At 47.3% G+C, this 24,949-nt stretch carries 17 protein-coding genes; 5 read left to right on the top strand and 12 right to left on the bottom strand.

Features of this window, described 5'->3' with window-relative positions:
* Positions 1–31: 31 nt before the first annotated feature.
* Positions 32–1,549, top strand: coding sequence for a MerR family transcriptional regulator (locus tag FNY66_RS01835; protein ID WP_150310132.1), 1,518 nt, complete (start codon positions 32–34; stop codon positions 1,547–1,549).
* A gap of 1 nt (position 1,550) precedes the next feature.
* On the opposite strand, the gene FNY66_RS01830 is transcribed toward FNY66_RS01835, so the two are convergent.
* The 3 genes from FNY66_RS01830 to FNY66_RS01820 all read right to left on the bottom strand — a co-directional run bounded on the left by FNY66_RS01830 (position 1,551) and on the right by FNY66_RS01820 (position 4,984).
* The gene (locus FNY66_RS01830; protein WP_150310131.1) at positions 1,551–2,915 is read right to left on the bottom strand and encodes an MATE family efflux transporter; all 1,365 of its coding nucleotides are present in this window, start codon (positions 2,913–2,915) and stop codon (positions 1,551–1,553) included.
* A 221-nt stretch (positions 2,916–3,136) separates the two neighbouring features.
* Complete coding sequence (eno, locus tag FNY66_RS01825) at positions 3,137–4,432, bottom strand: phosphopyruvate hydratase (RefSeq protein ID WP_087151648.1); 1,296 nt, start codon at positions 4,430–4,432, stop codon at positions 3,137–3,139.
* Between the two features lie 273 nt (positions 4,433–4,705).
* Complete coding sequence (locus FNY66_RS01820) at positions 4,706–4,984, bottom strand: type II toxin-antitoxin system RelB/DinJ family antitoxin (protein ID WP_087151647.1); 279 nt, start codon at positions 4,982–4,984, stop codon at positions 4,706–4,708.
* Between the two features lie 287 nt (positions 4,985–5,271).
* On the opposite strand from FNY66_RS01820, the gene FNY66_RS01815 reads away from it, so the two are divergent.
* The gene (locus tag FNY66_RS01815; RefSeq protein WP_150310130.1) at positions 5,272–5,832 is read left to right on the top strand and encodes an RNA polymerase sigma factor; all 561 of its coding nucleotides are present in this window, start codon (positions 5,272–5,274) and stop codon (positions 5,830–5,832) included.
* Positions 5,829–6,863: a DUF4179 domain-containing protein gene (locus FNY66_RS01810; protein WP_150310129.1), complete on the top strand. Its 1,035-nt coding sequence runs from the start codon at positions 5,829–5,831 to the stop codon at positions 6,861–6,863. Before FNY66_RS01815 ends, FNY66_RS01810 begins: the two co-directional genes overlap by 4 nt.
* Positions 6,864–6,950: 87 nt before the next feature.
* Here the strand turns inward: FNY66_RS01810 and FNY66_RS01805 are convergent, their stop codons facing one another.
* From FNY66_RS01805 to FNY66_RS01780, 6 genes are all read right to left on the bottom strand, one after another.
* Entirely contained in the window at positions 6,951–8,021 is a 1,071-nt protein-coding gene (locus tag FNY66_RS01805) for a family 43 glycosylhydrolase (RefSeq protein WP_150310128.1), read from the bottom strand.
* Complete coding sequence (locus FNY66_RS01800) at positions 7,981–10,731, bottom strand: family 78 glycoside hydrolase catalytic domain (protein WP_150310127.1); 2,751 nt, start codon at positions 10,729–10,731, stop codon at positions 7,981–7,983. Before FNY66_RS01800 ends, FNY66_RS01805 begins: the two co-directional genes overlap by 41 nt.
* Before the next feature lie 48 nt (positions 10,732–10,779).
* On the bottom strand, positions 10,780–12,576 hold the full coding sequence (locus FNY66_RS01795) for a family 43 glycosylhydrolase (protein ID WP_150310126.1): 1,797 nt from the start codon (positions 12,574–12,576) through the stop codon (positions 10,780–10,782).
* A complete protein-coding gene (locus FNY66_RS01790) occupies positions 12,573–14,924 on the bottom strand; it encodes a glycoside hydrolase family 3 C-terminal domain-containing protein (RefSeq protein ID WP_150310125.1) in 2,352 nt (783 codons plus the stop codon). Before FNY66_RS01790 ends, FNY66_RS01795 begins: the two co-directional genes overlap by 4 nt.
* 85 nt (positions 14,925–15,009) lie before the next feature.
* Positions 15,010–16,698, bottom strand: a complete 1,689-nt coding sequence (locus FNY66_RS01785) for an MFS transporter (protein ID WP_229409418.1) — start codon at positions 16,696–16,698, stop codon at positions 15,010–15,012.
* A 53-nt stretch (positions 16,699–16,751) separates the two neighbouring features.
* Positions 16,752–19,121 carry a glycoside hydrolase family 2 TIM barrel-domain containing protein gene (locus FNY66_RS01780; RefSeq protein ID WP_150310124.1) on the bottom strand — a complete coding sequence of 790 codons (2,370 nt, stop codon included), beginning with the start codon at positions 19,119–19,121 and terminating at the stop codon, positions 16,752–16,754.
* A 201-nt stretch (positions 19,122–19,322) separates the two neighbouring features.
* Between FNY66_RS01780 and FNY66_RS01775 the strand changes: the two genes are divergently transcribed.
* Positions 19,323–20,573 carry a helix-turn-helix domain-containing protein gene (locus tag FNY66_RS01775; RefSeq protein ID WP_150310123.1) on the top strand — a complete coding sequence of 417 codons (1,251 nt, stop codon included), beginning with the start codon at positions 19,323–19,325 and terminating at the stop codon, positions 20,571–20,573.
* A gap of 18 nt (positions 20,574–20,591) precedes the next feature.
* Here the strand turns inward: FNY66_RS01775 and FNY66_RS01770 are convergent, their stop codons facing one another.
* The 3 genes from FNY66_RS01770 to FNY66_RS01760 are packed head-to-tail and all read right to left on the bottom strand — an operon-like array spanning position 20,592 to position 23,956.
* Complete coding sequence (locus FNY66_RS01770; RefSeq protein ID WP_150310122.1) at positions 20,592–21,617, bottom strand: threonine aldolase family protein; 1,026 nt, start codon at positions 21,615–21,617, stop codon at positions 20,592–20,594.
* Positions 21,617–22,297 (bottom strand): flavin reductase family protein, encoded by a 681-nt coding sequence (locus FNY66_RS01765; protein ID WP_087151644.1) that lies wholly within the window; start codon positions 22,295–22,297, stop codon positions 21,617–21,619. The genes FNY66_RS01770 and FNY66_RS01765 overlap by 1 nt, the downstream gene beginning before the upstream one ends.
* 9 nt (positions 22,298–22,306) lie before the next feature.
* The gene (locus tag FNY66_RS01760) at positions 22,307–23,956 is read right to left on the bottom strand and encodes a putative manganese-dependent inorganic diphosphatase (protein ID WP_087151643.1); all 1,650 of its coding nucleotides are present in this window, start codon (positions 23,954–23,956) and stop codon (positions 22,307–22,309) included.
* A 299-nt stretch (positions 23,957–24,255) separates the two neighbouring features.
* Between FNY66_RS01760 and FNY66_RS01755 the strand changes: the two genes are divergently transcribed.
* Complete coding sequence (locus tag FNY66_RS01755; RefSeq protein ID WP_087151642.1) at positions 24,256–24,945, top strand: S1 RNA-binding domain-containing protein; 690 nt, start codon at positions 24,256–24,258, stop codon at positions 24,943–24,945.
* Positions 24,946–24,949 lie beyond the last annotated feature (4 nt).

Here is a 24,949-nt window from a genome sequence, read left to right as displayed (position 1 = left end):
TATCCGGCGCAGTGAAAGGGGAATATCACCCATGACAATCAGGGAAATCGAAGAGCTCTCCGGCATGACGAGAGCCAATATCAGATTTTATGAAAAAGAGGGACTTATCACGCCCGAGAGAAATTCAAACGGATACAGGAATTATTCCGAAGAAGATCTGAGTATTTTAAAACGTATCCGGCTTCTTCGTACCCTCCATCTCAGTCTGGAAGATATCAAATCCTTAAGCCGTAATGAACAGGAGCTCGCCGGATTGCTGATTCGCCACCTTACGGCTCTAAAGAAGGAACAGCAGGCCCTCGCACATTTTGTAAAAGTCTGCGAACAGCTCTGTAAAGATCGGGCTGTTTACAGCAGCTTTGATGCACAGTACTATCTTGATCTTCTTGACACTTCAGCTTCGGAATTGCCTGCAGAATTGAAGGAAGATGCAATACCGAAAGTAACTTCGCCCTGGGTAAGATATTTTGCACGGAGTATAGATGCAGCCATGTATATGATCCTGTGGAATATGTTTCTGTCCCTCGTCCTTCACATCAATATTATGGAAACGGGATTCGCCGGTCTTGTTGCAGATATTATCGCATATAACTGCCTATTTCTCCTGGCAGAACCATTTATACTGTCCCGGTTCGGAACGACGCCGGGCAAGTTCCTGTTTGGTCTGCGTGTGACTGCAGAAACCGGAGCAAGGCTGACACACGGCGAAGCACTTCACCGGACGTGGACTGTACTGAAAAAAGGCTGCGGGTTCAATCTTCCCGTATACTGGATTATACGGACATATAAGTCTTACAGAGCATGTAAAGACGGGGAAATACTTGACTGGGAACAGGAAACGCTTCTCTGGCTGAACGACAGATATATTCCGCTGAAAGTATCTGTTTCACTTGTCAGCCTGACCCTGATCAACACACTATCCCTCATTCTTGTATGGCAGGCAGGCGCTCTGCCGCAGAACAGAGGCGATCTGACTGTTGAGCAGTACGCGGAAAATTTTAATGATATGGAGAGATATTTCAGTATCGACCGGCAGCTGAACCTTCCCGGTAATATAACCGTTTACGGGATTGTCACGATCGATGATTCCCGTCTGATCCTGAACAAGGACGGAGCGTGGGAAAAGATCCCGGGTACGCCTTATATTACTGGAACTGCAGAGAACTATGCAGAACTTCCTCAGCTTGATTATACGGTGGAAGACGGTGTGATGACCGGTCTGAATTTTTCTGCATCCTGTGAAAATGAGGATATAACGATTGCATCCTATGGCGATCTGATGGCAGTCTCCGCCCTTGCTTTTCTGTGTGCACAGGACGACTACCGGCTGCTGCCTGCCGCCCCCACCTTTATCTATGCGCAGATCAAGGCAAGCGGAGACAGCTTCTCCAGCTTCAAGATATCCGAAGCCGGAGTAACTATCAGCTGTACAGTCGAATATGACGGGTATGAGCTTCGCCCGGATACATGGAGCCAGAGCCGTGTGCTTGTCCCGGCATATGGAAGCGAACCGTCATTTTCTATCAATTTTTCTGTTACAAAGGCATAAATCAATTCCGACTGTCCGCGATGGCTGAACTGTTGCCCAACTTGTGCATCTTATAGAAATAATATGGCACAAGCGGGATCAGTGCCGCGATCCATGCCGCCGGATCCGAAAAACATACACCAGCAAAACTTGTGTGCCCGGCCACGATCATGACAATGGCACTTCTTGCCACAAGCTCGAAGATACCTCCCAGCATCGGCACAAGACCGTATCCCATTCCCTGAAGAGTGTTTCTGTAGAGGAATATACTGCCAAGGAAAGGATAACACCAGAATACCGTATGGAAATATGTCACGGCAGCATTTACCACTTCCGTCTCTGACGGACTGATAAACAGCCATGTCATATATCTGCCCCCAAAGTACATGAGCACCATAAGGACAACACTCCACATGAGGATCATGATCTGCGTGCAGCGTACTCCCTGTTTTACCCGGTCCATCTTTCCCGCGCCCCGGTTCTGCCCCACATATGTAGCGATCGTGGCGCCAAACGCTGTAAATACTGTTGCGATCAGATTCTGCAGCTTTCCCGCCGCAGAGAAACCTGCCATGTAAATCTCGCCATATATATTCACCGCTCCCTGTACGATAATGGTGCCGATCGCTGTGATAGAGAACTGCAGCCCCATCGGAATACCAAGCGCCAGGAGCCTTCCAAAACTTTCAAAACTGACTCTAAAATCTTCCCTTTTCAGATGCAGGATCGGGAAACGCTTCAGTATGTAAACAAAACAGAGCAGGGCTGAGATTCCCTGCGCGATCACAGTCGCATATGCACATCCTTCCACTCCCATTCCAAACACGACAATAAATGCAATGTCCAGCACAACATTGATTGCCGCCGAAATAATCAGAAAATACAGCGGCGACTTGGAATCGCCCAGCGCCCTTAGGAATGCAGCCAGAGAATTATATGCCGCGGTAACAATAAGTCCGGCGTAAATGATTCCCATATACAGCTTCACATCCGGCATAATATCATCCGAATAGTTCATAAGTCTGAGAATCGGCTCGTTCGCGATCAGCAGGCCGGCTGTCATAAGGATTGCAAACGCCGCAGCCAGATAAACTGACATTGCCACATAGTGGCGCATCCTGTCATACTGCTTTGCCCCAAACCACTGGGATACGAGAATAGCGAAGCCGCTGCTCAGTCCGTTCAGCCATCCGGTAACAAAAAACATCAGCGATCCTGTACTGCCGATCGCCGCCAGAGCGGTAACGCCGATGAACTGCCCTGCTACAATAGAATCCGCTATATTATAAAACTGCTGAAAGACATTGCCCAGAAACATCGGGATCATAAACCGTATGATCAGTCTGACCGGGCTGCCTGTCGTCATATCATGTATTTTATTGTCCATAACTGTCCCCCTGTGTCTTTTCTTCTTTATAGACCGTGGGTAATTATACGCCCAATTAACAACTGTTACAAGTACAATTTTAATCAACTTTTATGGAACAAATTTATCTGCTGTAATTTGGCGGCCGGCTGCCGCGATTACCGCGCAAAACACGGGGCGAAAAATCCGTTTCCAAATCTTTCGCCCCGTGTTCCCGTACAGTTTACTTTTTTATAGTCTTCTCATCTTTTGATATTAAATGCCGCAAATCCCGGATATACCGCACTCATGCCAAGCTCCTCCTCAATTCGCAGCAACTGGTTGTATTTCGCCACGCGCTCGCTTCGGCTCGGCGCTCCGGTCTTGATCTGGCTGGTGTTGAGTGCGACTGCAAGATCAGCGATGGTCGTATCCTCCGTCTCTCCCGAGCGATGCGAGGAAATTGCCGTGTATCCGGCTTTGTGCGCCATCTTGATTGCTTCCAGTGTCTCGGACACGGAACCGATCTGATTTAATTTGATCAGGATAGAGTTGCCACATCCCATATCGATTCCTTTTTTCAGTCTCTCGGTATTTGTAACAAACAGATCGTCTCCCACAAGCTGAACCTTATCTCCAAGCTCTTTTGTTAGGATCTGCCAGCCTTCCCAGTCTTCTTCGTCGAGCCCGTCCTCGATGGAGTAGATCGGGTATTTCTCCACAAGGGATTTCCAGTGTTCTACAAGTTCTGCAGATGTAAATTTCTTTCCGCATTTCGGGAGTACGTATTCCCCTTTCTGACCTCCCTTCCACTCGCTGGAAGCCGCGTCCATAGCAAGCACGAAATCTTTGCCCGGTTCGTAGCCCGCCTGGCGGACTGCCTCCAGGATATATTCGATCGCTTCTTCATCGCTTGCAAGATCAGGAGCAAATCCGCCCTCGTCTCCAACCGATGTCGCCAGTCCCTCGGATTTCAGTAGTGACTGGAGCGCATGGAATACTTCCGTACACCATCTCAAGCCCTCTGCAAAGCTTTTCGCCCCTGCCGGCATGATCATGAACTCCTGCACATCCACCGTATTTGCCGCGTGCGCCCCGCCATTTAAAATGTTCATCATAGGAACCGGAAGACGGTTGCCGTTTACGCCGCCAAGAAAGCGGTACAGTGGAATATCAAGAGCGGCAGATGCTGCTCTCGCGCATGCAATGGATACCGCAAGGATTGCATTTGCCCCGAGCTTTGATTTATCCTTCGTGCCGTCTGCTTTGATCATCGCTTTGTCAATTGCATAGATGTCGCTTGCATCCATACCTTTCAATGTATCGTTGATCACTGTATTGATATTATCAACAGCTTTGGAGACACCTTTCCCGCCGAATCTGTTCTTATCTCCGTCTCTTAACTCGAGCGCCTCGAATTCACCTGTGGAAGCGCCGCTGGGAGCCGCACCTCTTGCTACGGTTCCGTCCGCCAGATGTACTTCCGCCTCAACTGTCGGGTTTCCTCTCGAATCGATGATCTCCCGTCCGATCACTTTTTCAATCTCTAAATAATCCATATCTCTTCGTCCTTTCCCACGAAAACGCCCTTTGCCCCGTTTCAGGCGTTATAGGGCAAAGGAGTTTCCATGATTCATTCACATATAGTTAGGCTTTACTAACTATATGTATATTAACAGAATAAAAAGATTTAAGCAAGGACTTTGTTGAGATTGATTATCATTTATCAGAGATTAAACCGATTATCAAAATTATTTTCTCCGATATGATATATAATATACTGGAAGTATTAATTTATTCTATTCTCATAATCCTGCAACTCATGAAAAATGCTATTCCGCTACAACCTCGTCTGCTCGTCTACATTGTCCCTGATCAGCATGTTTCTTTGATTCATCAAGCTTTTTCAGCATACTTTCTTCTGACATAGGAGTATATGGACTATTTACAGTTGAATTTCTCCTTATTTCGAAGGGAAATCCATTATACGCTACTGCCTGCGTGAGAAAAATGCGAATTGCCGTTGTTGTGTCTGTTCCAAGATCTTTAAACAAACTGTCTGATTTTGCTTTTAACTCATCGTCCACTCTTACCTGTATTGTACTAGACATATTAATCCCTCCATATTGAATGAACTTCATTCATTTATTTCTTAGTCGTTATTATAAGACATTTTAATTGCCTATTCAATATATTAGTAATGAATTTGATTGTATTTTCAATCTTTTAGTAATGAATCATCATGAGGCTTAACATCTTATTGTTATTTTTTATGATAGCTTGTCATTGAGAACACATAATGTAAAATATTATTATAATCTTCTAAAAAATGTAACCTTCATATTCTGAACAGCGCTTATTATAGTGAAGGCCTTTTAACTAAAGAGGAGGGGAGACTTTGGATGACAATAAAATCATCGAACTGTATTTTTGCCGGGATGAAACAGCCGTTAAACATACTTCAGAAAAATACGGGAACTGTTTGCGAGCTCTGGCTTATGGTATTATAAAAGATCATCAGACAGCAGAAGAATGTGAAAACGACACCTATCTGGAAGCGTGGAACTCAATTCCGCCGCATGAACCGAGAAATTATCTGTATGCCTTTCTTGCACGGATTACCCGTCACATTTCTCTGGACTGCTGCCGTAAACGCGGCAGACTGAAACGACGTGCATATATATCTGAACTCAGTGCAGAGATGGAACAATGTATTCCCGCTCCGGATGATATGGAATGCCGGATAGATGATATCGTTTTAGGGCAGGCAATCAACGAATTTCTCGGCACACTCAGCGAAGAAAAAAGAAGTGTTTTTATACGTCGCTACTGGTATCTGGATTCTATTTCAGACATTGCACGACGTTTTTCTCTTTCTGAGAGCAAAGTAAAAACCATGCTGTTTCGAAGTCGTAACCGGCTTCGTGACTATCTTGAAAAGGAGGGTTATATTCTATGAGAGGAAGTGAATTACTGAATAAAATGGACCTGATCAGTCCGCAATATATTCATGCGGCAGATATACAGCCCCGGACAAAAAGAACGGGGTTAAAAAAATGGTGTGCCATAGCGGCCTGTCTTTGTCTCGTATTCATCCTGACCGTTCCTGTAATGGCTGCTTCAATGCCTGCATTTTATAATATGCTGTACACTGTTTCACCCGCCACGGCGCAATTCTTCAAACCGGTGCAGTTATCCTGCGAAGACAATGGTATCCGAATGGAAGTGTCGGCAGCATATATACATGATAATATTGCTGAAATCTATATTTCAGTACAGGATCTGGAGGGAACAAAATTTGATGAAACAATTGACCTTTTTGACAGTTATCAGATCAATACTCCTTTCGACTGTTCCGCCCACTGCATCCTGTCCGGCTATGATCCTGACACTCATACTGCAGAGTTCCTTATCACGATCGAGCAGTGGGATGAGCAGGATATCACCGGCGATAAACTGACATTCTCTCTTCGGAAAATTTTAAGCAATAAGAAAACTTATAAGGGGATCATCAATGATGTAACTCTGTCTGATATCCAACTTAACAGCACGACACAAAAAGTTTATCCGCGAGGTGTCGGCGGATCAGAATTTATCGAGGAGTACGAAGACAATCCCGGGCAGGATTTGCTTACGGTTCTGAAGCCATCCGACAGTATCTGTTCGCCTGTCGATGAAGTGACTCTGACAGCTATCGGTTATGTCGACGGATATCTCCATGTTCAGGTTTGCTATAAAGATATTTTAAAGACGGATAACCACGGAACAATCGCTCTGACATACAAAAAAACAGGCGAGACGGTCAGCGCCGATGGTTCTGTTGCTTTTTTTGACGATGCAGGAGAAAACAGCTATGAAGATTATATCTTCACTGAAATCCCTGCTGAAACACTTGACGAATATGATCTGTACGGGGAATTCATTACTTCATCCGGGCCCATAGAGGGAAATTGGAGTGTCACTTTTCCATTAGAGAACGCAGATAACTGATATTCTTTATTGACGGATGCGCAGTCGGATCTCAACTTTTGTTCTGATCCCGGCTGCGCACTCTGTAAACTTCATACCGGCTCTTCTCTATTCAAGTCTCCACTCATCTCTCCATCGGATCACCGGCTTTTCTCCCTCCCACTCAATGGGCAGCCACACGTATGTAGACTTGCACGTCTTCTCTGTATGTTTCAATAGTTTGCCGGGCAGCGGCTCCGCCTTTTTCGGCGAATAATCCGGCTTGTAATCTTTGAAATGCTTCTCCATGCCCTTAATTACCTGAGCGGACATCTTCATGGCCATCTTCCCCGGCATCCACCGGTCCGCACAGGCGATATACAGATCTTTTCCCGGTACTTTGAGGACAGATGTTATCTGAGAACTGAACGAAGTGTTTGTCTCGTCACCGATATGGGGATTACCGAGATCTGTATACTCTCCATGATAATCGTCAAATACGCATACCTGACTTTTGTTCGGATAATATCCGCTGGTTCCGGAAGTAAAGAGATATTTTCTTCCATTCCGTTCAAAATATGTAGGTGCCTCACGAGTATAAGGCGGCAGAAGGCCTTTATAATGCTCAGAATATTCTCCCGATACTTCCGTATAATCATCGCTGAGAGTTGCTGTCACAAGTTCAAAATGCGGACGTTCAAAGAAAATATATGCTTTCTTTGTCTCCTCGTCTACATGGAGCGCGAAATCCCCTGTATCCATTTCAAGAGGTTTATATATCTTATGCACAAATTCATAGGGACCGAGGAAATCATCTGCCTGCATAACAGTCATGAACTGGCTCACCTCTCCAGCCATGATCTTCAACCATGCCACATATTTCTTCGTCTTCTCACAATAAATGATATGAGGGCGGTCCATACAGTAGGTCGGATGCAGCGGAGAAGTCAGGTCATCCGGCTGGGGCGGAATGATCAGTCCTTTATCATCCCAGTTATACAGATCTTTTGAAGTATAACAGCGTACGCCCCAGTGCCACACTTTGTTGAATATGCCGCCTTTTGTCTTTTCCTTATTCTCACCGTACCAGTAGTACAATCCGTCCTTCTCATTGTAGAATACTGAGAAACCGTGTGCCTGTATCGGTTTACCGGCTGTATCATTCCATACCTGCCCCGGTCTGATGCTTGTATAGGTCATTACTCTTATCCTTCCTTTCAGTTAACTCATAGACTCCCGTCTCCGCTTCGACCGTCTGTCCGTCCGGAAACCGTATCTCTGCTGTCACATTGGAAGGAACTTCTATGTGATACCATATACCTTCCTCTGTTCTTTCCCAGCGGCATGATACTTTTCCGTAAATACTCAGATAACTGACATCTGCAAATGTCAGGCTGCCGCCCGGCACCGGTTCTATGATGAAATGCCGCTCTCCAGCGGGACGGATGCCGCCCACAGTGTCAAAAAGCCACTGGCAGACCGCGCCCGGGGAATAATGATTCTGGCTTAAGTTGCCCTCCCAGTTTTCCCAGACTGTGGTTGCACCTTCTTTTACCTCGGCAAGCCATCCCGGCTTCTCTGTATTCTCCAGCATCCGGTAGGCTGTCTCTGTCTCTTCTGCCTCGGTAAGCGCCGGAAGGATAAATGGTGTGGAAAGGAATCCTGTTCCGACTCTATAATTATAATCTTCCACTGCTTTTACAAGGAGATTCTGTGCTTTTTTCTTCTCCTCCCCGTCCAGCAGCCCGAGAGCCAGCGGTCGTACAAGCTTTGCCTGACGGTTTGTGTTCAGCGTTCCGGTCTTTACAAAGAGCGCATCGTATGCTTTCTTTGCTCCATCCGCATATCTGGCGCAGAGTGATACATATTCCTTTTCTCCCAGAAGCTCCGCAATCTCACCGATGGTTTTCATGGCAAAATAGAGATATGCTGTACACTCCTCCGGATGCTTTGCCTGTGCACCGTAAACTTTATCGCGGAACTCCTCCGGCTCCAGCCATTCGCCCAGATGAACCCCTTTCTCGTAAGTATAATCATTGTAAGGATTCTGCTTTGCCTCTTTCTTATCTTTCATCCCGAGATTCTTCGTCAGGTAGTCTGCATATTTCCTGATCATAGGCCAGCAGCTTTTCAGAAGCTTCCTGTCTCCATAGCGCTTATAATAGCGGTAAGGAATCAGATACACCGCATCCGCCCATCCCACGGAAGAACCTGTTGCTTTGTACATCATCTCCACACCCTGATAGGGAACAACCGCAGAGAGCAAACCGTTGTCATACTGATCGTCCTGCATATCTCTGAGCCATTTTCGGAAGAAAGCAGCAGTATCCATCATATAAGCACCGGTATCAAAGAAAATCTGGGCGTCCCCTGTCCATCCGAGCCGTTCGCGGGTCGGACAGTCTGTCGGGATATCGAGGAAGTTTCCTTTCATACTCCACACTGTATTCTCATAAAGCCTGTTTACCAGTTGATTGGAACAACGGAAACTTCCCGTCTGTTCCATATCAGAATAAACCGCCACTGCCTCAAAGTCAGCCGGATTGATGGAAAGGTCCAGGCCTTTCTCTGTGGAGATCTGCGCATAGCGGAAGCCGAATACAGAGAAGCTGTTCTGGAATTCGTCCCTGCTGCCGCTGCATATAAAACGGATCTCCTGCTTCGGCGTCAGGACGACATCGCCCTTTATCTGAGCGCCAAGCAGCTTCTTTACAAGGCTTAACTGGCTCCATCCCTTTGCAGGCTTTGACTCCTGGATGCCGCTTAAGTCTACTTTCCCGTCTTTGCCGAGCACCTCTCCGCAGACGATACGTACTTTCTGGCCCTTTGCCCCCTGTATAGAGAATTTCAGCATTCCTGCTATATTCTGTCCGAAGTCCAGTACCTTTGTTCCGTCTCCGGCAATGAGAAGTTTAGGAGTAAAGCGCTCTTTCCTGCGCACCGGTACATTATCGGATGCAGCAGGCACTATAGGATTCTTTTCTTTCAGCAGGACAGCTTTTCCGCCATATCCGGGTGCCTTTCCCGCGTCATATATCTCGCCGTCTTTCAGATCTGCAAAACGAACCGGGCCATCATTGCTCCACTGAAAGGATTCATCCGTGCCGATCACATTCCGGCTGCCATCCTTATATGTGACCTCGATCTGGGCCAGAAGCGCTGTGCGCAGACCGAACACATACTCAGCGCTGTATGCCGCCACGCATCCTCGATACCAGCCGTCTCCTAATCGGGAAGTGATCACATTTACATCATCATCTGCTTTTCCTGTTCTGCCCGCTTTACATCCCTGCTTTATGTCGGCTGTAATATCATAGACCTGATACTGAAGACGTTTTCGGTAATCCGTCACCCCGGGTGCCAGCACAAAATCCTCAATGTATCTCCCGTTTATCTCCGCATCATATACGCCGTGGGCAGTTGCATAGAGACGGGCGGAAACTACGTTTTCTCTATTCTGCGTGAGCCGGAAATCTTTTCGGAAGTAATCCACTGGATAGCGTTCTTTCTTCTTCGGCTTGTAATCTCCGGTGATCCATTTGGCTTTCCAGTCTGCCGGATCAAGAAGTCCCATCTCAAAGCAGGCTTCTGACACTTCACCCTGCCTGTCTTCCTCGTCCCAGAGCTGCACACTCCAGATCACAAGATCCCTGCTGTGAAGTGTCTTCCCCTCATACCGGATATGTGTCATGGATGCAGAAGATACTTTCCCGGTATCCCAGACAATATCCTCCTCCATCTCCGCCGTCTTTTTTTCTGCCGATACATTCCCGAATGTCTTTCTCCTAGCCGTGATTCGATATGCACTCTGCTTTTTTCCTCCTTCACACTGCCAGAAGAACCGTGGTTTTCTAATATCGATCCCAATAGGATTTTTCAGATATTCTGTCCGAAGATGTACTGCTCTCATCCTTTTGCTCCTTTCCTTATAAAGCCGGCCATATCTGCTGCCTGACATTTATCTAATCTTCTTTACTTCTCCGTGAGTAATTCCATTTTCATTGAAACTGTCTACTCTTACATATACAGACTGTCCTTTTACGAGCGCGCCAATCTTCTGCTCTTCCGAAAATGTCTGATAACTGTGATAAAGTTTATCCTGCTCATATCCCCAAAGAATATTATGTCCTGCAACTTCCGATTGATCGATCGTCACGATCATATCCAATTCCCCGTCCATCCGGACTTCATATGCTGGTTTCTCCGGCCTGTCCCCGTTTCCTTTTCCAAATACACGCAGACCGGAAACGCAAGCCCGCTGTCCATAAGGGATCTCCAGGACGGTAAGCCTCAGATATCGGATTTTTTCTCCCTCTTCACAGATGACCAGATCATGCGGCAGATTCGTCTCAGTCTGTGATTTGTCTCCCAAAACAATATAGTCCTTGCCGTCCTGCGATCCTTCCAGTACCCATCTGATCCTCATGTCCGCTTCCTCGATGTATTTGGGTTGTGTACCCGGATGTATCTCACCGGGCACCGGAATATCGATCTTATCGTCTGCGAAGTTAATCTGTACAGCACGGACATCACAGATATCTCCCAGATCCATTTCCAGCCACTCGCCCGGCTCTGCCGATGCAGCACGCCACCATGTACGCACGTTCTCATCTGCTACACGCTCGGGGCCTTTTCCCTCTTCCGAAGATGATGCTTTTACTTTTTTATTATAACTTAACAGATACCACTCAGGATCGGACCATGGATCTTCCCTATCTTTCTCCACACATCTCGGCCAGTCTCCGTAATTCTGGTTGCAGAACAGTTCGCCGTCTCTGTCAAATCCTGCCGGCCAGATCCCGACACGCCGCTCAAAGCTCTGGTTTACGCTGATCCGCATGGTAGAAGTATGCCACCAGCTTCCATATTGGTCTTCCATTGTCGAGCCATGTCCGGCCCCTGGCAGGAATCCGCCCGGTTTATAGGAAAAGGGATTGTTCTTTGCCAGTTCAAACGGTCCCATAGGATGATCCGAGACGTACACGCCATCTGCATATACATTGTATTCCGCGCCCGGGCAGGCATATTGAAGATAGTATTTCCCCTCATGTTTCGTCATCCATGCTCCTTCTATGTACGGCTGATTGCTGATCAGCCCTTTCACCTGCTCGGACGCTCCCGTAGGAAGGTCATTTTCTTTCATTCCACGCATCTTAAGGAATCCTTGGAACGCCTGCTCCAATTCATCTTCCTCCAGCGGACGGATTGAATGATCCTCTCCCGGTCTTTCAAATCCTTTCGTCTTCACGTCTCCCGTGATCATGACTTTCTTCTCACCTATCGGCCTTAAATCATCCGGATTCAGTTCCACGCCCCAGACAGGTGTCATATTGGAGCATCCCCAGTAGAAATAAATCCTGCCGTCATCATCCTGAAACAGATTCGGATCCCAGAAATCAAAAGTTCCGTCAATCTTTTCATAAGGACCGTTCACAATATCCTGTGTACGGTAGTAATCGCAGATTTCTCCCCGTTTTGAAGCACAGAAATACACATAATCGCCGATCACGCGAATGTCCGGAGCGTAGTCATACAGGGGAAGTTCATCCGGCAGCCTGTAATTTTCCCAGTGTGCCAGATCCTCGGAAACCCACACGCCAAGTGTCATAGATGCACAGATATAATATTTACCTTTATAGAAAATCATGGATGGATCCGCCGCCTCTCTGGATATCTGAATATCATTTCCTTTTCTGCGGTCAACTGTAAACTGGTAGCGGTAATCAATATTTATCGGATTACAGTAATATTTCATTTCGTCACCTCATTTAATTCATCAATCAGTCTGTTGAGTTCTTCTTTCTTTTCCTCCGGCAGGAAATTATAGAGGATTCCCAATGCCTGATTCATCAGCGTCGATACGCCGTCACTCCCTGCTGCATCCACATTCATCCGCTGTCCCATCATGCGGATGGTATCTAAAGTAATGCCTCCGGGTATTGATTCCAGCATAGGCATAACTTCTTTCGGAATAAAGCCCGCCTGCGCCATTCCCATGACCAAGTAACTGATATTTTCGTTTAAGAAGTGATACCCCTTCTTCGTCTTTGCGAATTCTCCCATGGGCGTGCCCGTCGTATAACCTCCCACCGGCGGAAGCGGCTCTGCATCCATATCCACCGTTTTCTCCAAGATCACTTTCTCCGCATTTTCGCAGATCTGTATCGTGAACTTTCCTTTCTCTGTCCACCACCCGTGGATCTGCTCACTCCAGAACTGGAACGCCCGTGCCGGAAGTTCCAGTAAAACTTCTTTCGTTTCCCCCGGTTTTAGCTCTACTTTGGCAAATGCCTTCAGTTCGCGCACCGGCCGGATCATCTCCACATGTTCCGGTGACACATATAGCTGAATCAGTGCTTTTCCCGAGCGGTCTCCGGTATTTTTTACCTTTACACTCACAGTCAGCGGTTCTCCCACCGACAGGCTTTCACTGCTCACCTGCAGGTCGGAATATTTGTAACTCGTATAGGAAAGTCCATGTCCGAAGGGGAACAGCACCGGCATCTTCTTCGTCGTATAATACCGATATCCTGTGAAAATTCCTTCCTGATAGCGTACAGTCCCATTCTCTCCAAAATAAGACAGATAACTGGGATTGTCTTCCAGTCTGATCGGGAATGTCTCTGCAAGATGGCCGGACGGATTTACATCTCCATAGAGGATATCTACTACAGCCTCTCCCACAGCCTCGCCGCTCAGGTATGCATCCAGAACTGCTTTTGGCTCTGTGATCCACGGCATCTCTACCGGACTTCCGTGATGAAGTACAACAACTGTGTTCGGATTCGCTCTGCAGACTTCTCTGATCAGACGGTTATGACCTTCCGGCATACGCATATGCCTGCGGTCAACGCCCTCAGACTCCATGGAATCCGGAAGCCCTGCAAATACAACAGCAGCATCCGCCTCTCCCGCTTTTGCCACGGCTTCTTGTATCAGCTCTTCTGTAGTCTCTCCTGTCTTCAGGTCATATCCGGGCGCATAAGTCACATCAAGATTCGCATTCTCTGCGGCTTTCAGGGCGCTGACAACATTCCGGCTGGTCACATGGCTGGAACCGCCGCCCTGATATCTTGGCGACTCTGCAAATGCTCCGATAAATGCCGTTTTTATCTGTTTATCAAGAGGCAGCAGAGCACCCTCATTTTTCAGCAATACAAAGCTCTCATCTGCGATCTTTCTGGCAAGGGCATGCCCTCCCTCATAGTCGAACACTACATCCTCTTTTCTGTTTTCCGCCGCCTGAAATGCCAGCGCAAGGATCCGCTCACAGCAGGTATCCAGATCACTCTCTTTCAGCCTTCCTTCTTCCACCGCTTTTACCAGCATCTGATCCGTATTCTCCGCCGGCATGGTAAGGTCACATCCTGCAAGAACTGCTGCCACTCTGTCGTGTGTGGCTCCCCAGTCGCTCATGACCAGTCCGTCAAAGCCCCACTCTTTCCTCAGCACGTCCGTCAGATATTTTTTATTTGCCGTAGAATAGATACCGTCTATTTTATTATAAGACGCCATGACCGTCCATGGCTGCGCTTCCTTTACCACTGTCTCGAACGCGCTCAAGTATATTTCCCGCATCGTCCGCTCGTCCATCTTTGAAGAGCTGTCCATCCTGCGGTGTTCCTGACTGTTGGCAAAGAAATGCTTCAGGCTGGTTCCCACGCCCTCTGCCTGTGCGCCCTTTACAAATGCCGCTCCCAGCTTTCCCGCAAGGTGGGGATCTTCAGAGAAATATTCAAAATTACGTCCGCACAGCGGGCTTCGCTTCATATTGACGCCCGGTCCGAGGATCACATCCACGCCAAACGCCTGCGCTTCTTTCCCGAGCTCATGTCCCATTTCTTCTAAAAGTGCTGTGTCAAAGCTGGCGGCACTGGCACTGGCTGTAGGGAAGCAGACCGCCTCCCGGCTCAATTCTTCGTTCAGTCCGTTTGTATCGCCCTCCTGCGTCCGCAGACCGTTTGGTCCGTCGCTCGTGCGCACTGCCGGGATACCGAGACGCTCCACGGCTTTGGTAAACCAGTTGTCCTGTCCGCTTGTAAGACCTGCTTTTTCTTCCAGTGTCAGTTGTCCGATCAATTCTCTAATCTTCTCTTTCTCCATCTCATCTGCCTCCTGCATTTCGGTTATATTCGTTCAGACAGGCTGATCTGTCAACACCTGTCTGAACGTTCTGATATTATCTGTTTTATTTCTTCTTGCGCTTTGCTGCCTTTGCCTCTTCTTTGGCTTTTTTCGCAGCAAGCTTCTCCTGATACTTTCGCTCTTCCTCTTCGAAATTCAGTCCCTTTTTCGCGCATTTTTCTTTCAACTCTTCGATCCGCTTTTCTTCCGCCTTGATCTCCAGCTCTTTCTGCTCGATCTCTGCTTTTTCTTCCGGGGAGATGTATACCTCTCCGCGGGCCTCTGCCTCTGCTTTGTGGCGTGCCGTGATGTCGGCTATGATCTGCGGCATCTTATCTTCCACATCAAAGATGAGCATGAGCAGGGAACCAATCACATATCCGATCATAGGAATACCCACGAAGCACCATGAGAAAAAGGTCTTGATCGCATCCGGCTGCGTGATCACTTCAGCTGTGGATGCCGGTGAGATATAGCCGAATGCACTTATGCCGCCGAGGATGATACTTTGCCCTATACCGGCTGTTACGGTGATGATGATTGCATATACAGATGCGGAAAATCCGTCTGCACGGAATCCGTTCTTCCACTCAATGTGATCCAGTGATTCTGCAAGCTGCGCCGTCATAACATAAGTCGGAAGCGCACCGATTGATTTTATAAAAAGTCCTCCCAGTACAATACCGAAATTTCCCGGGTTCAGCAATACGATCAGAGATCCCACTGCGCCGATTCCGAATCCGAACATCATGATCCGCCGTTTTCCGAACTTTTTTACCAACGGCCACAACACAATGATTCCGAGACCTAACGGAGCCTGCCCGATAGCATTTACAAGCACCTGAAGCCCGGTTCCGCCATTTACAGAATCTGCCAGCACCCAGTTGCAGTAGTAAAGCATACTGTTTGTAGACAGGATGTTGAAGATATTATAAACAAGCGTAAATCCCATGATAATGAGCCAGTACGGATCAGAAAGACATGCTTTGAGCTGTTTTGCCATACTTACATCTTTTCTTGTATCTCCTGCCTCAGAAATGTTTTCCTCCGTAACACGCTCCTTTGTAAAATAATACTCAAGGATCGTTCCGGGAAGTGCCAGGATAGAGATAATGCTCATCATCATGATCCATGTTCCCTGCGAATCTTCCCCGACGCCGAATGCACGGATCATAATTGGCAGGATGATCGTTACCAGCAGTCCGGGAAGCATATTCATCCCCATACTGTTGAGCATCGCCAGTCCATCTCTCTGTTTTGTGTTTCGTGTAGAGAGCGGCACCATCAGGCTGTGGCTCATGTTATAGATTGTAAATGCAAAGGCAAAGAACAGATTGTAGCTTAAAATGATCCAGAAAATCTGAACCGCATAGGATGAGCGCGGCACTGTGTAGAGCAGAATACCGGTCACTGCCATACAGACTCCCGAGATCAGTACCCATGGCCTTGCCTTTCCCTGTTTTGTACGTGTCTTGTCAATGATCCGACCCATAACTACATTTGTAAACGCATCGAAAATCTTAGAAAAAATCGGCATCATTGTAAGAAACACACCGCTTAAGCCGAGCACGTCCGTATAGAACTGTGTCAGATAACTTCCGGCAATCGCATAGTAGACCATGTACACAAGACACGGTCCTGCGAAATATCCGAGCCACATCTCGCTTTTCTGTGTATTTGCTGAAGTCACTCTTGAGTTAAATATCTTTTTTTCAAATGTTCTTGCAAGCATTCCTCTGCTCTTTTTTTCCATATTGTAAAACCTCCTTTATCTCTCACCTGTTTTGTTCGTAAATCCTCGTCTCATCATTCAACTGTCTTTTCATTAATACACAGGACTTGTGCCTGAGCCTGCTTCAGCCCGTCGCCCGTTACAGTCACACTGATCCTTCCCGGTGTATCCGCCCGGATCACTGCCTGTGCATATCCTCGATATGTAGTATATCTACCTGTATCAAACCGTTCCTCTGTCCTCGGATTTGCACTTCCGAATCCAAGCAGTGTGCAGCCGTCCACTTTCACAGAGAGTTCTGTATCTGCGCAAGACTCTGTGATCCCGTTTTCACCGGCAATGCGGATATCCGCATACACGATATCTCCGGTTCGCACTTCCTTCTCTTCCATACGGATCTGTATGCCCTTCTTTCCTTTCGCTGATGCAAGGCTGCTCCTGCCCTTCTCTTTTCCGTCTGCACCGATGGATACCGCCTCCAGCACTCCCGGTTCATATTTGATCTTAAAGACTGCACGGCATAGTTTTGTCTTTTTCTTTCCTGTACGTTTTCCGTTTACATAAAGTTCCACGACAGGTTCCTGTGTATAGACCTCGACCACAGCTTTCCTGCCCTTACATCCCCGGAAACTCCATGAAGGAATTGCATTGGTTCCTCTCCACACTGCTTTCACAAGTTTCTTTCCATCTGGATCGATGGGCTGGACCGCGATCAGCGGTTTCTCTGCCTTTCCCCACACAGCTTTCGCCCACAGTGCCTCGCCGGTCGGATTGCCGAGGATATCGAATGCCCCGGTGTCCGCCAACAGCCATGGATACGGTTTATTAAATCCTTTGGCGTCCTGATGATAAGACCATGCTCCGATCCCGGCCTCGCCGAGATAATCCCACGCCGTCCACATGAAATCTCCGACCAGATAAGGATACTTCTCTGTCATCTCCCAGTTCTTCGCCAGATCCTGCGGAAATGTCTCACTCCCTATGATCAGCCTGCCCGGGTGAAGCTGCCCCTCTTTCGGGTAGCGGCCGGATGCGTAATTGTATCCGGCGATATCAACGACATCCAGTACCGGCGATGCAGCTTCATCCGCTTTTTTCCCATTTGCCGCCTTGTTCATTCCGGTTCCCACCATCGAAGCGATCATATTGAACATGGTGCTGTTCATTCCCGCTGTTTTATTCTCATTCGAGTCATCTCTGCCGCCGTCTTCTTTATAGACTGCCTTCCCGTTCTGCGCATTGGCAATGATCATCAGGTTAAAGCCTCCGGTGACCGGTCTGCAGTCATCCAGCTCATGGAACAGCTCTGTCATTTCTCTTGCCAGCTCTACGCCTTTTTTCTCCGCGGGTTCGCTGACCTCATTTCCAATGGAATAAAGGATGACAGATGGATGATTAAAATCCCGTTTTACCATATCTTTGATATCCTGCCTGTAATGCTCTTCAAATTCATTTGCATAGTCATACGCATTTTTCTTCCGATACCACATATCCCATGTCTCATCCATCACATACATTCCAAGCCTGTCACATGCTCTTAAAAGCGCTTTCGAACACGGATTATGGGAGGAACGTACTGCATTGAACCCGTTTGCTTTCAAAATACGGATCTTACGCTCTTCGCTCTGATCGTAAGCACAGGCTCCCAGAATACCGTTGTCATGGTGGAGGCATCCGCCTCTCAGCAGTGTCTGATTGCCATTGACGTACAGTCCGTTTTTATCCCATGTGATCTGTCGGATACCGAACGTCTCTTCCACGATCTCAATCTCTCTGTTGTTCTCTTTCAGGATCACCATTGCCGTATAAAGTTCCGGCGTCTCATCGCTCCAGAGCTTTGCATCCGGAATATCAAGAATAACCTGATCACCTTTTCCTGAAATAATCTCTTTTCCGTCTTTCAGAATATGTACCTCTATCTCCCCGCCGGTATGCTCTGTCTTCACTTCAATCTGCGCAGGGCTGATGGAAATCGTTCTGATCTGTATTCCCTCCGGCTCAATATAACTTTTTTTCTGAATGTGCATCCACACCGGACGGTAGATCCCTGCTCCGGAATACCATCTGCTGTCCGGCTGCATGGAATTGTCCGCCTCTACGCGGATTACATTTTCCCCGACTTTTAAGAAGTCATCCCCGCACACATAGAAGGGAAGATACCCGTAACATTCTCCGCCTGCTTTTCTGTCATTGATGAAAACTTCTGCATTTTTATAGACGCCCTCAAATTCAAATGTAATATGCTTTTCTGCCGCCTCTTCTCCCAGCTCGAAGGTTTTTTCATAGATATATCTCCCGCCCAGGAAATATCCTGATGCACTTTTCCCTCCTGCATCCGGCGTGCGCTTTTCACTCAGCATGGCATCGTGGGGAAGGCATACTTTCTGATAAGTATTGCTCTCCGCTTTCCGAAATCTCCATCCGTCGTTAAATTCTTTTCGCATCGTTCGTACTCCTTTCTGTATGTGTTTATCATAGCAGTATGACGGATTTTTTCTTATCAGATTTTATATTTATTTATCATTTTTTAGTTGTATATTGGATTTAAATTTAATTTTTGATAATCAAAGCAATTTATTGATAATCTGAGCAAGATTTGTTATAGTAAATTTATAAAATAATTTCAGATATGAGGAGATGACCGTATGTTTTCAAATGACAGACTCCGTTTTTTCAGCAATATGATACGCTGCTGCCACAACCTTTATCTCTGGCATTATGACAGCTCGTTCCGGCTTGTCTCCAGCAGCTGCCCAGAAGAATCTACAATCGGTTCTTTTCTGAAGCTGGACAATGTAAGTAACCTGATTCTTGAACACGCAGAAATCAACAATGATCCACTGATCCTGACCAGCTCGATTCGTCTGATGTGGACCGCCGCATTTGAGAAACAGGATGACATTCTACAGAACATCTACATACTTGGACCGTATTTTATCGATGACAATTCACCCCAGAATATCGAACAGCGGCTCCAGAAGATGAATCTATCCACAACAATCCGCAGAAATTCCGTTACTTTCATGCGCTCTCTTCCTGTCATCTCACTGAATCGTATCATGGAGTACAGTATCATGCTCCATTACGCTATCAATGAGAAACAGATCTCGGTCAGCGATCTGACATACCGGGATGCCGACTATAAGCAGCCTGTATCTGCTATCTCAGCATCCTCTAATAATGAACTGGTCGTCCACGGTTCTTATACAGCAGAACAGGAACTACTCCGCATGGTCCGCGAGGGGGATCTTAACTTTGAGAAAAAGAAACAGAAGCTGGCTCTAGGCGGAAATATCGGGAAACTGAGCAACAGCAATGACGGAAGACAATATAAAAATATGATACTGGTCTGTATAATCCTATTTTCCCGAGCTGCAATCGAGGGCGGGCTTTCACCGGAAGTATCCTTGACGCTTACGGACCACTACTTCCAGAGCGTAGAGGCCTGTACTTCCATCCAAGAATTAAAAGATATCAACGCCACCATGCAGTCTGATTTCATCCGGCGGGTTCACAAATGCCGACAGAATCCGGGTTATTCAAAGCCTGTGAGAAATTGTTGCGACTACATCGAGCTTCATCTGGAAGATCGCATCGTCCTGTCCGAGCTGGCCGAGCAGCAGGGTTATACCGAATACTATCTTTCAAGAAAATTTAGAAAAGAGACGGGGAAGACCGTCAAAGACTATATAAAGGAAAAGAGGATCGAGCGGGCGAAATTTCTCCTGGCGAACACGGATCTGAGTATCCATGAGATCAGTGAACGGCTGCAGTTCAGCTCCCAGAGCTATTTTACAGAAAACTTTCGGAAAGCTGTCGGGATACATCCCACAGCCTTCCGGGAAGAGAGCCGCGTTCTCTCCAAGCAGAAAATGGATCAAAACATTCCCCAATAAAGAAAGGCTGCGTTCCCGCTAGAGGAGCGCAGCCAGTTTTTTCACATCTTCCATTTTTGTCGCCCAGCTCGTCGCGAACCGCACGACCGTGTGGGTATCATCTTTCTTTTCCCAGTAACTGAATACCACATATTCTTTTAATCTGTCCATCTGAGCATCTTCCAGAACCACGAAGATCTGATTCGTAGGTGAATCAATAAAGAATTCATATCCTTTCTCCCGTAGCGCCCGCTTCAGCTCATTTGCAGTATCTATTGCATTTTTCCCGATCTTCAAATAAAGGTCATCGGTAAAGAGAGCGTCAAACTGAACGCCGGTCAGCCTGCCTTTTGCAAGAAGAGCCCCTCTCTGCTTTACCTTTGTCACAAAATGAAACGGTGTATTCTCTTTCGGGAAAACGACAGCCTCCCCGCAGAGAGCCCCCACTTTCGTTCCACCGATGTAGAACACGTCACAATATTCTGCCACATCCTGAAGTGTCACATCCGTGTCCGCTGCGGCAAGCGCATATCCGAGGCGCGCCCCGTCCAGATAAAGGGGAATCCGGTATTCACTGCAGACTGCGGATAATTCAGCCAGTTCTCCTTTTGTATACAAAGTACCATACTCTGTGGGATGGGAAATATAGACCATTCCCGGAAATACCATATGTTCATGGTTTTCATCTCCATAAAAAGTGCTCAGATATTCTTCCAGATCTGATGCAGATATTTTCCCGTCTGTCTGGGGCAATGTAAGAACCTTATGTCCGGTCCACTCGATGGCTCCGGCCTCATGGGTACCTACGTGTCCTGTCTCTGCCGCAATCACGCCCTCATGGGAGTCCAGCATGGAACTGATCACGATCTGGTTTGTCTGGGTCCCTCCAGTCAGAAGGTAAACCTCTGCGTCCGGACATCCGCAGGCGGCACAGATCTTCTCCTTTGCGGATGCTGTATACCGGTCTGTCCCGTATCCCGGAAGCTGTTCCATATTCGTCTCGGTCAGACGTTTTAATACTTCTTCATGAGCGCCTTCTGAATAATCGTTTTCGAAATAAAGCATTATCTGTCCGCCTTTCTTCGCGCTGTTGTGCGTTTCTTTCCGGCAGCCTTTCTGCTGACCGCATTTTTTGCATTTGCTTTCTGGCTGCCTGCTGTTCTTTGTCTACGCGGAGCCTGCTTCTTACGCACACTGTACCCGAATGTCCCGAGCTTTTTTCCCAGATCCAGATACTCGCCATGGGAGTACGCGATCAGACCAGTGCTGTTCAGATCGAATTTTCCTTTGTCGTCCATGTAGGATTCATCCACCTGTACTGCCGTCACCTCTGCCAGGAACATATGATGGCTGCCAAGTTCCTGAACGCTTTTCACCTTACACTCAATATTAACCGGAGCTTCTTCGATCACAGGCGCATACTCCAGCGAAGACGCACTGCCCTTTGTCAGCCGGCATTCTTTCCACTTGTCCACATCCCTGCCGGAACGCACGCCGCAATAATCTGTGGCGTGGGAAAGTTTCTTCGTTGTCAGGTTAATGACGAACTCTCCGCTCTCTTTTATCATATGATAGGAATATCTCTCGGGGCGGACCGAAATATATGCCATGGGCGGATTCGTACACACGGTTCCAGTCCATGCGATCGTCAGTATATTGCTGTTTCCTTCCTTATCCGCCGTGCTCACCATAACAGCAGGCAGAGGATAGATCATATTTCCCGGTTTCCATGTCTGTTTTGCCATACAATTCTCCTATTGCTGCAGCGCGCCTACCAGAGTGGGTACAAGCTGTTTCTTTCTCGATACTACACCTTTGAGCATGATCGTCTCCGTATCTTCCGGCAGATCGTATGCGCTTAGGATCTTCTCTCTCGCCTCCGGTCCGCAGCAGAGGAGCTCGGAGGATTCGGTAATGATATTAGTCAGCATGAAGAAGATCATATTGAGCCCGTGGCTGCTGCGTGCTTTCTCCAGATGCGGCTGAACGATCTTCCGGATCTCTTTCAGTTCATCTGCACTCATGGAATTGACCTGTCCGACTCCGAACACCGTATCATTGACAGTAAACTGTTTGAAATCAAGGAAGCAGATCTCTTCTGCGCTCTTTCCTTTTAAGTTACTGCCGGCATTGAACATCTCCTGTGCCAGATTCTCGACCTCCACACCTGCGATCCCGGCGAGCTTTCTCGCTACTTTTTCGTCAAGCGGCGTACATGTCGGAGAACGGAACATCAGCGTATCTGAAATAATAGCTGAACAGAGAAGCGCTGCATTGACCGGATCCGGCTCCTGCCCCTCTTCCTGGTACATCTGATATACGATCGTAGCGGTACACCCCACCGGCTGATTCCGGAAAAATACAGGTCCCATCGTCTCGATGCTGCTCAGCCTGTGGTGATCGATGATCTCGAGCACTTCTGCCTCTTCCACCCCTTCAACCGCCTGATTTTTCTCATTGTGGTCTACCAGGATCACCTGTTTTTTCTTTACATTTAAAAGACGCCGTCTGGAGATCAGTCCGAGAAATTTTCCTTTATTGTCAACAATGGGGAAATCACGGAATCGTCTGCGTGCCATGACATCTTTGACATCATCCACATAATCCCGCATCTTAAATGTGACCAGATTCTCCTTTGTCATAAAATATTTCACCGGAATACTCTGGTTGATATGCTGAGCCGCAGTAAATGTATCGTGGGGCGTCCGTATGATCACTATCTCCTTTTCCTGTGCCTGTTTAATGATCTTATCTGAAACAGGCGCATTCTGACAGACGACCATACAGCTTGCATCTACGTCGATGGCACACTGCTGGGCGTCTTTACGATCCCCCATAATGACCAGATCATCTTTGTTGATAAAATCTGACATAAGAATCCTGCTGGACGCTGCGATCACAACTTTTCCTTTCAGCAGATAGCTGTGCTCATTTCCCGTGAGCACTTCTCCGTCCACAGCCCGCGCGATATTGCGGTACTGGGTACGGGCTTTCGAGAGGATTGTGCTGTCATACACCTCCATATATGTCTTCGCGATATCACCGATAGTGATGACTCCCTCAAGTTTTCCGTCTCTTGTCACAGGAAGAGTATGTATGTTTGACTCCTGCATCTTTTCCCATGCAGTCCGTATGGATACGCTGCTCTTCAGTCCATCAACCTCTTTGAGTTCCACATCTTTGATCTGTTCCCGCAAATCGGACAAAAGCCGCGGAACCTTCACGCCAAAACGCTCCAGCACATACTGGGTTTCCTCATTTAACTGGCCAGCTCTTCTGGCTTCATGAGGTATATTCGTAAGTTTTGTCTTCAATGCTGCATAGGCGATAGCAGAACAGATTGAATCTGTATCCGGATTCTTATGCCCCACAACATATACTTTTCTATTCTTATCTCTATTCATATTATCTACTCCTGTCGCATCCTCATAAGTGCCTTATTAAAGATTGCCATTTTTTTTACATTTCGTCAACCTTATTTTCTCAATATTCCTGTTATCAGACCAGCGCAGGCACAGTCAGCACATCACCGTAATCCTACAAACAGTACAGTCTTAACTGTTCACATACAATTTTCCCTTATCCTATCGCACTGAGCGGTTGTTTTTTCCGCATAGTTTATGGTATACTGATTGCATTGAACGCAACCAAGTCCGGCTATGCTGACTGCGTAAAAAATCTAAGTAAGTTGAGGTGCTATACAATGAGCGAAGAAATGAGAGAAGAATTACAGGAAAATGAAACTGTTGAAACGATGGCTGACTACGAAGATCATATCGATGACGCCAATCCATGGAACAGGGTTACGGAATATATGGAAAATAAAACAGTTATCCCAGTCAAAGTCGAAGGTGTCGTAAACGGCGGCGTTATCTGTATGGTTGAGGGGCTCAGAGGATTTGTTCCTGCTTCCAAGCTTTCTCTTACCTACATTGAGGATCTGGAGACATATCTCCTGAGAGACATCGAGGTGCAGGTGATCGACGTAGATCAGGCGAACAACCGTCTTGTTCTCTCTGCACGTGAGATCCTGAAAGAAAAAGAGAAAAAGGCCCGCGAGGAGCAGATCGCAAACCTGAAAGTCGGTACAGTCTTAAACGGAACTGTTGAGACACTGCAGAACTACGGTGCATTTGTCAAACTGGAAAACGGACTCTCCGGCCTGGTACACGTATCCCAGATTTCACAGAAACGTGTAAAAGTTCCGTCTGATGTACTCAATGTCGGAGATGAAGTCAAAGTAAAAGTTATCGGGGTCAAAGACGGCAAAGTCAGCCTGAGCATGAAGGCACTCGAGGAAGTCAAAGAAGAGCCTGTAGAGAAAGTCGTAATTCCGAAGAGCGAAGATATCGGAACAAGTCTGGGAGATCTCTTCAAGAATCTGAAGCTGTAAATTC

This window comes from Mediterraneibacter catenae (assembly GCF_008691045.1).
Taxonomy (GTDB): domain Bacteria; phylum Bacillota; class Clostridia; order Lachnospirales; family Lachnospiraceae; genus Mediterraneibacter; species Mediterraneibacter ornithocaccae.
This window is presented reverse-complemented; position numbering and strand designations above follow the sequence as displayed.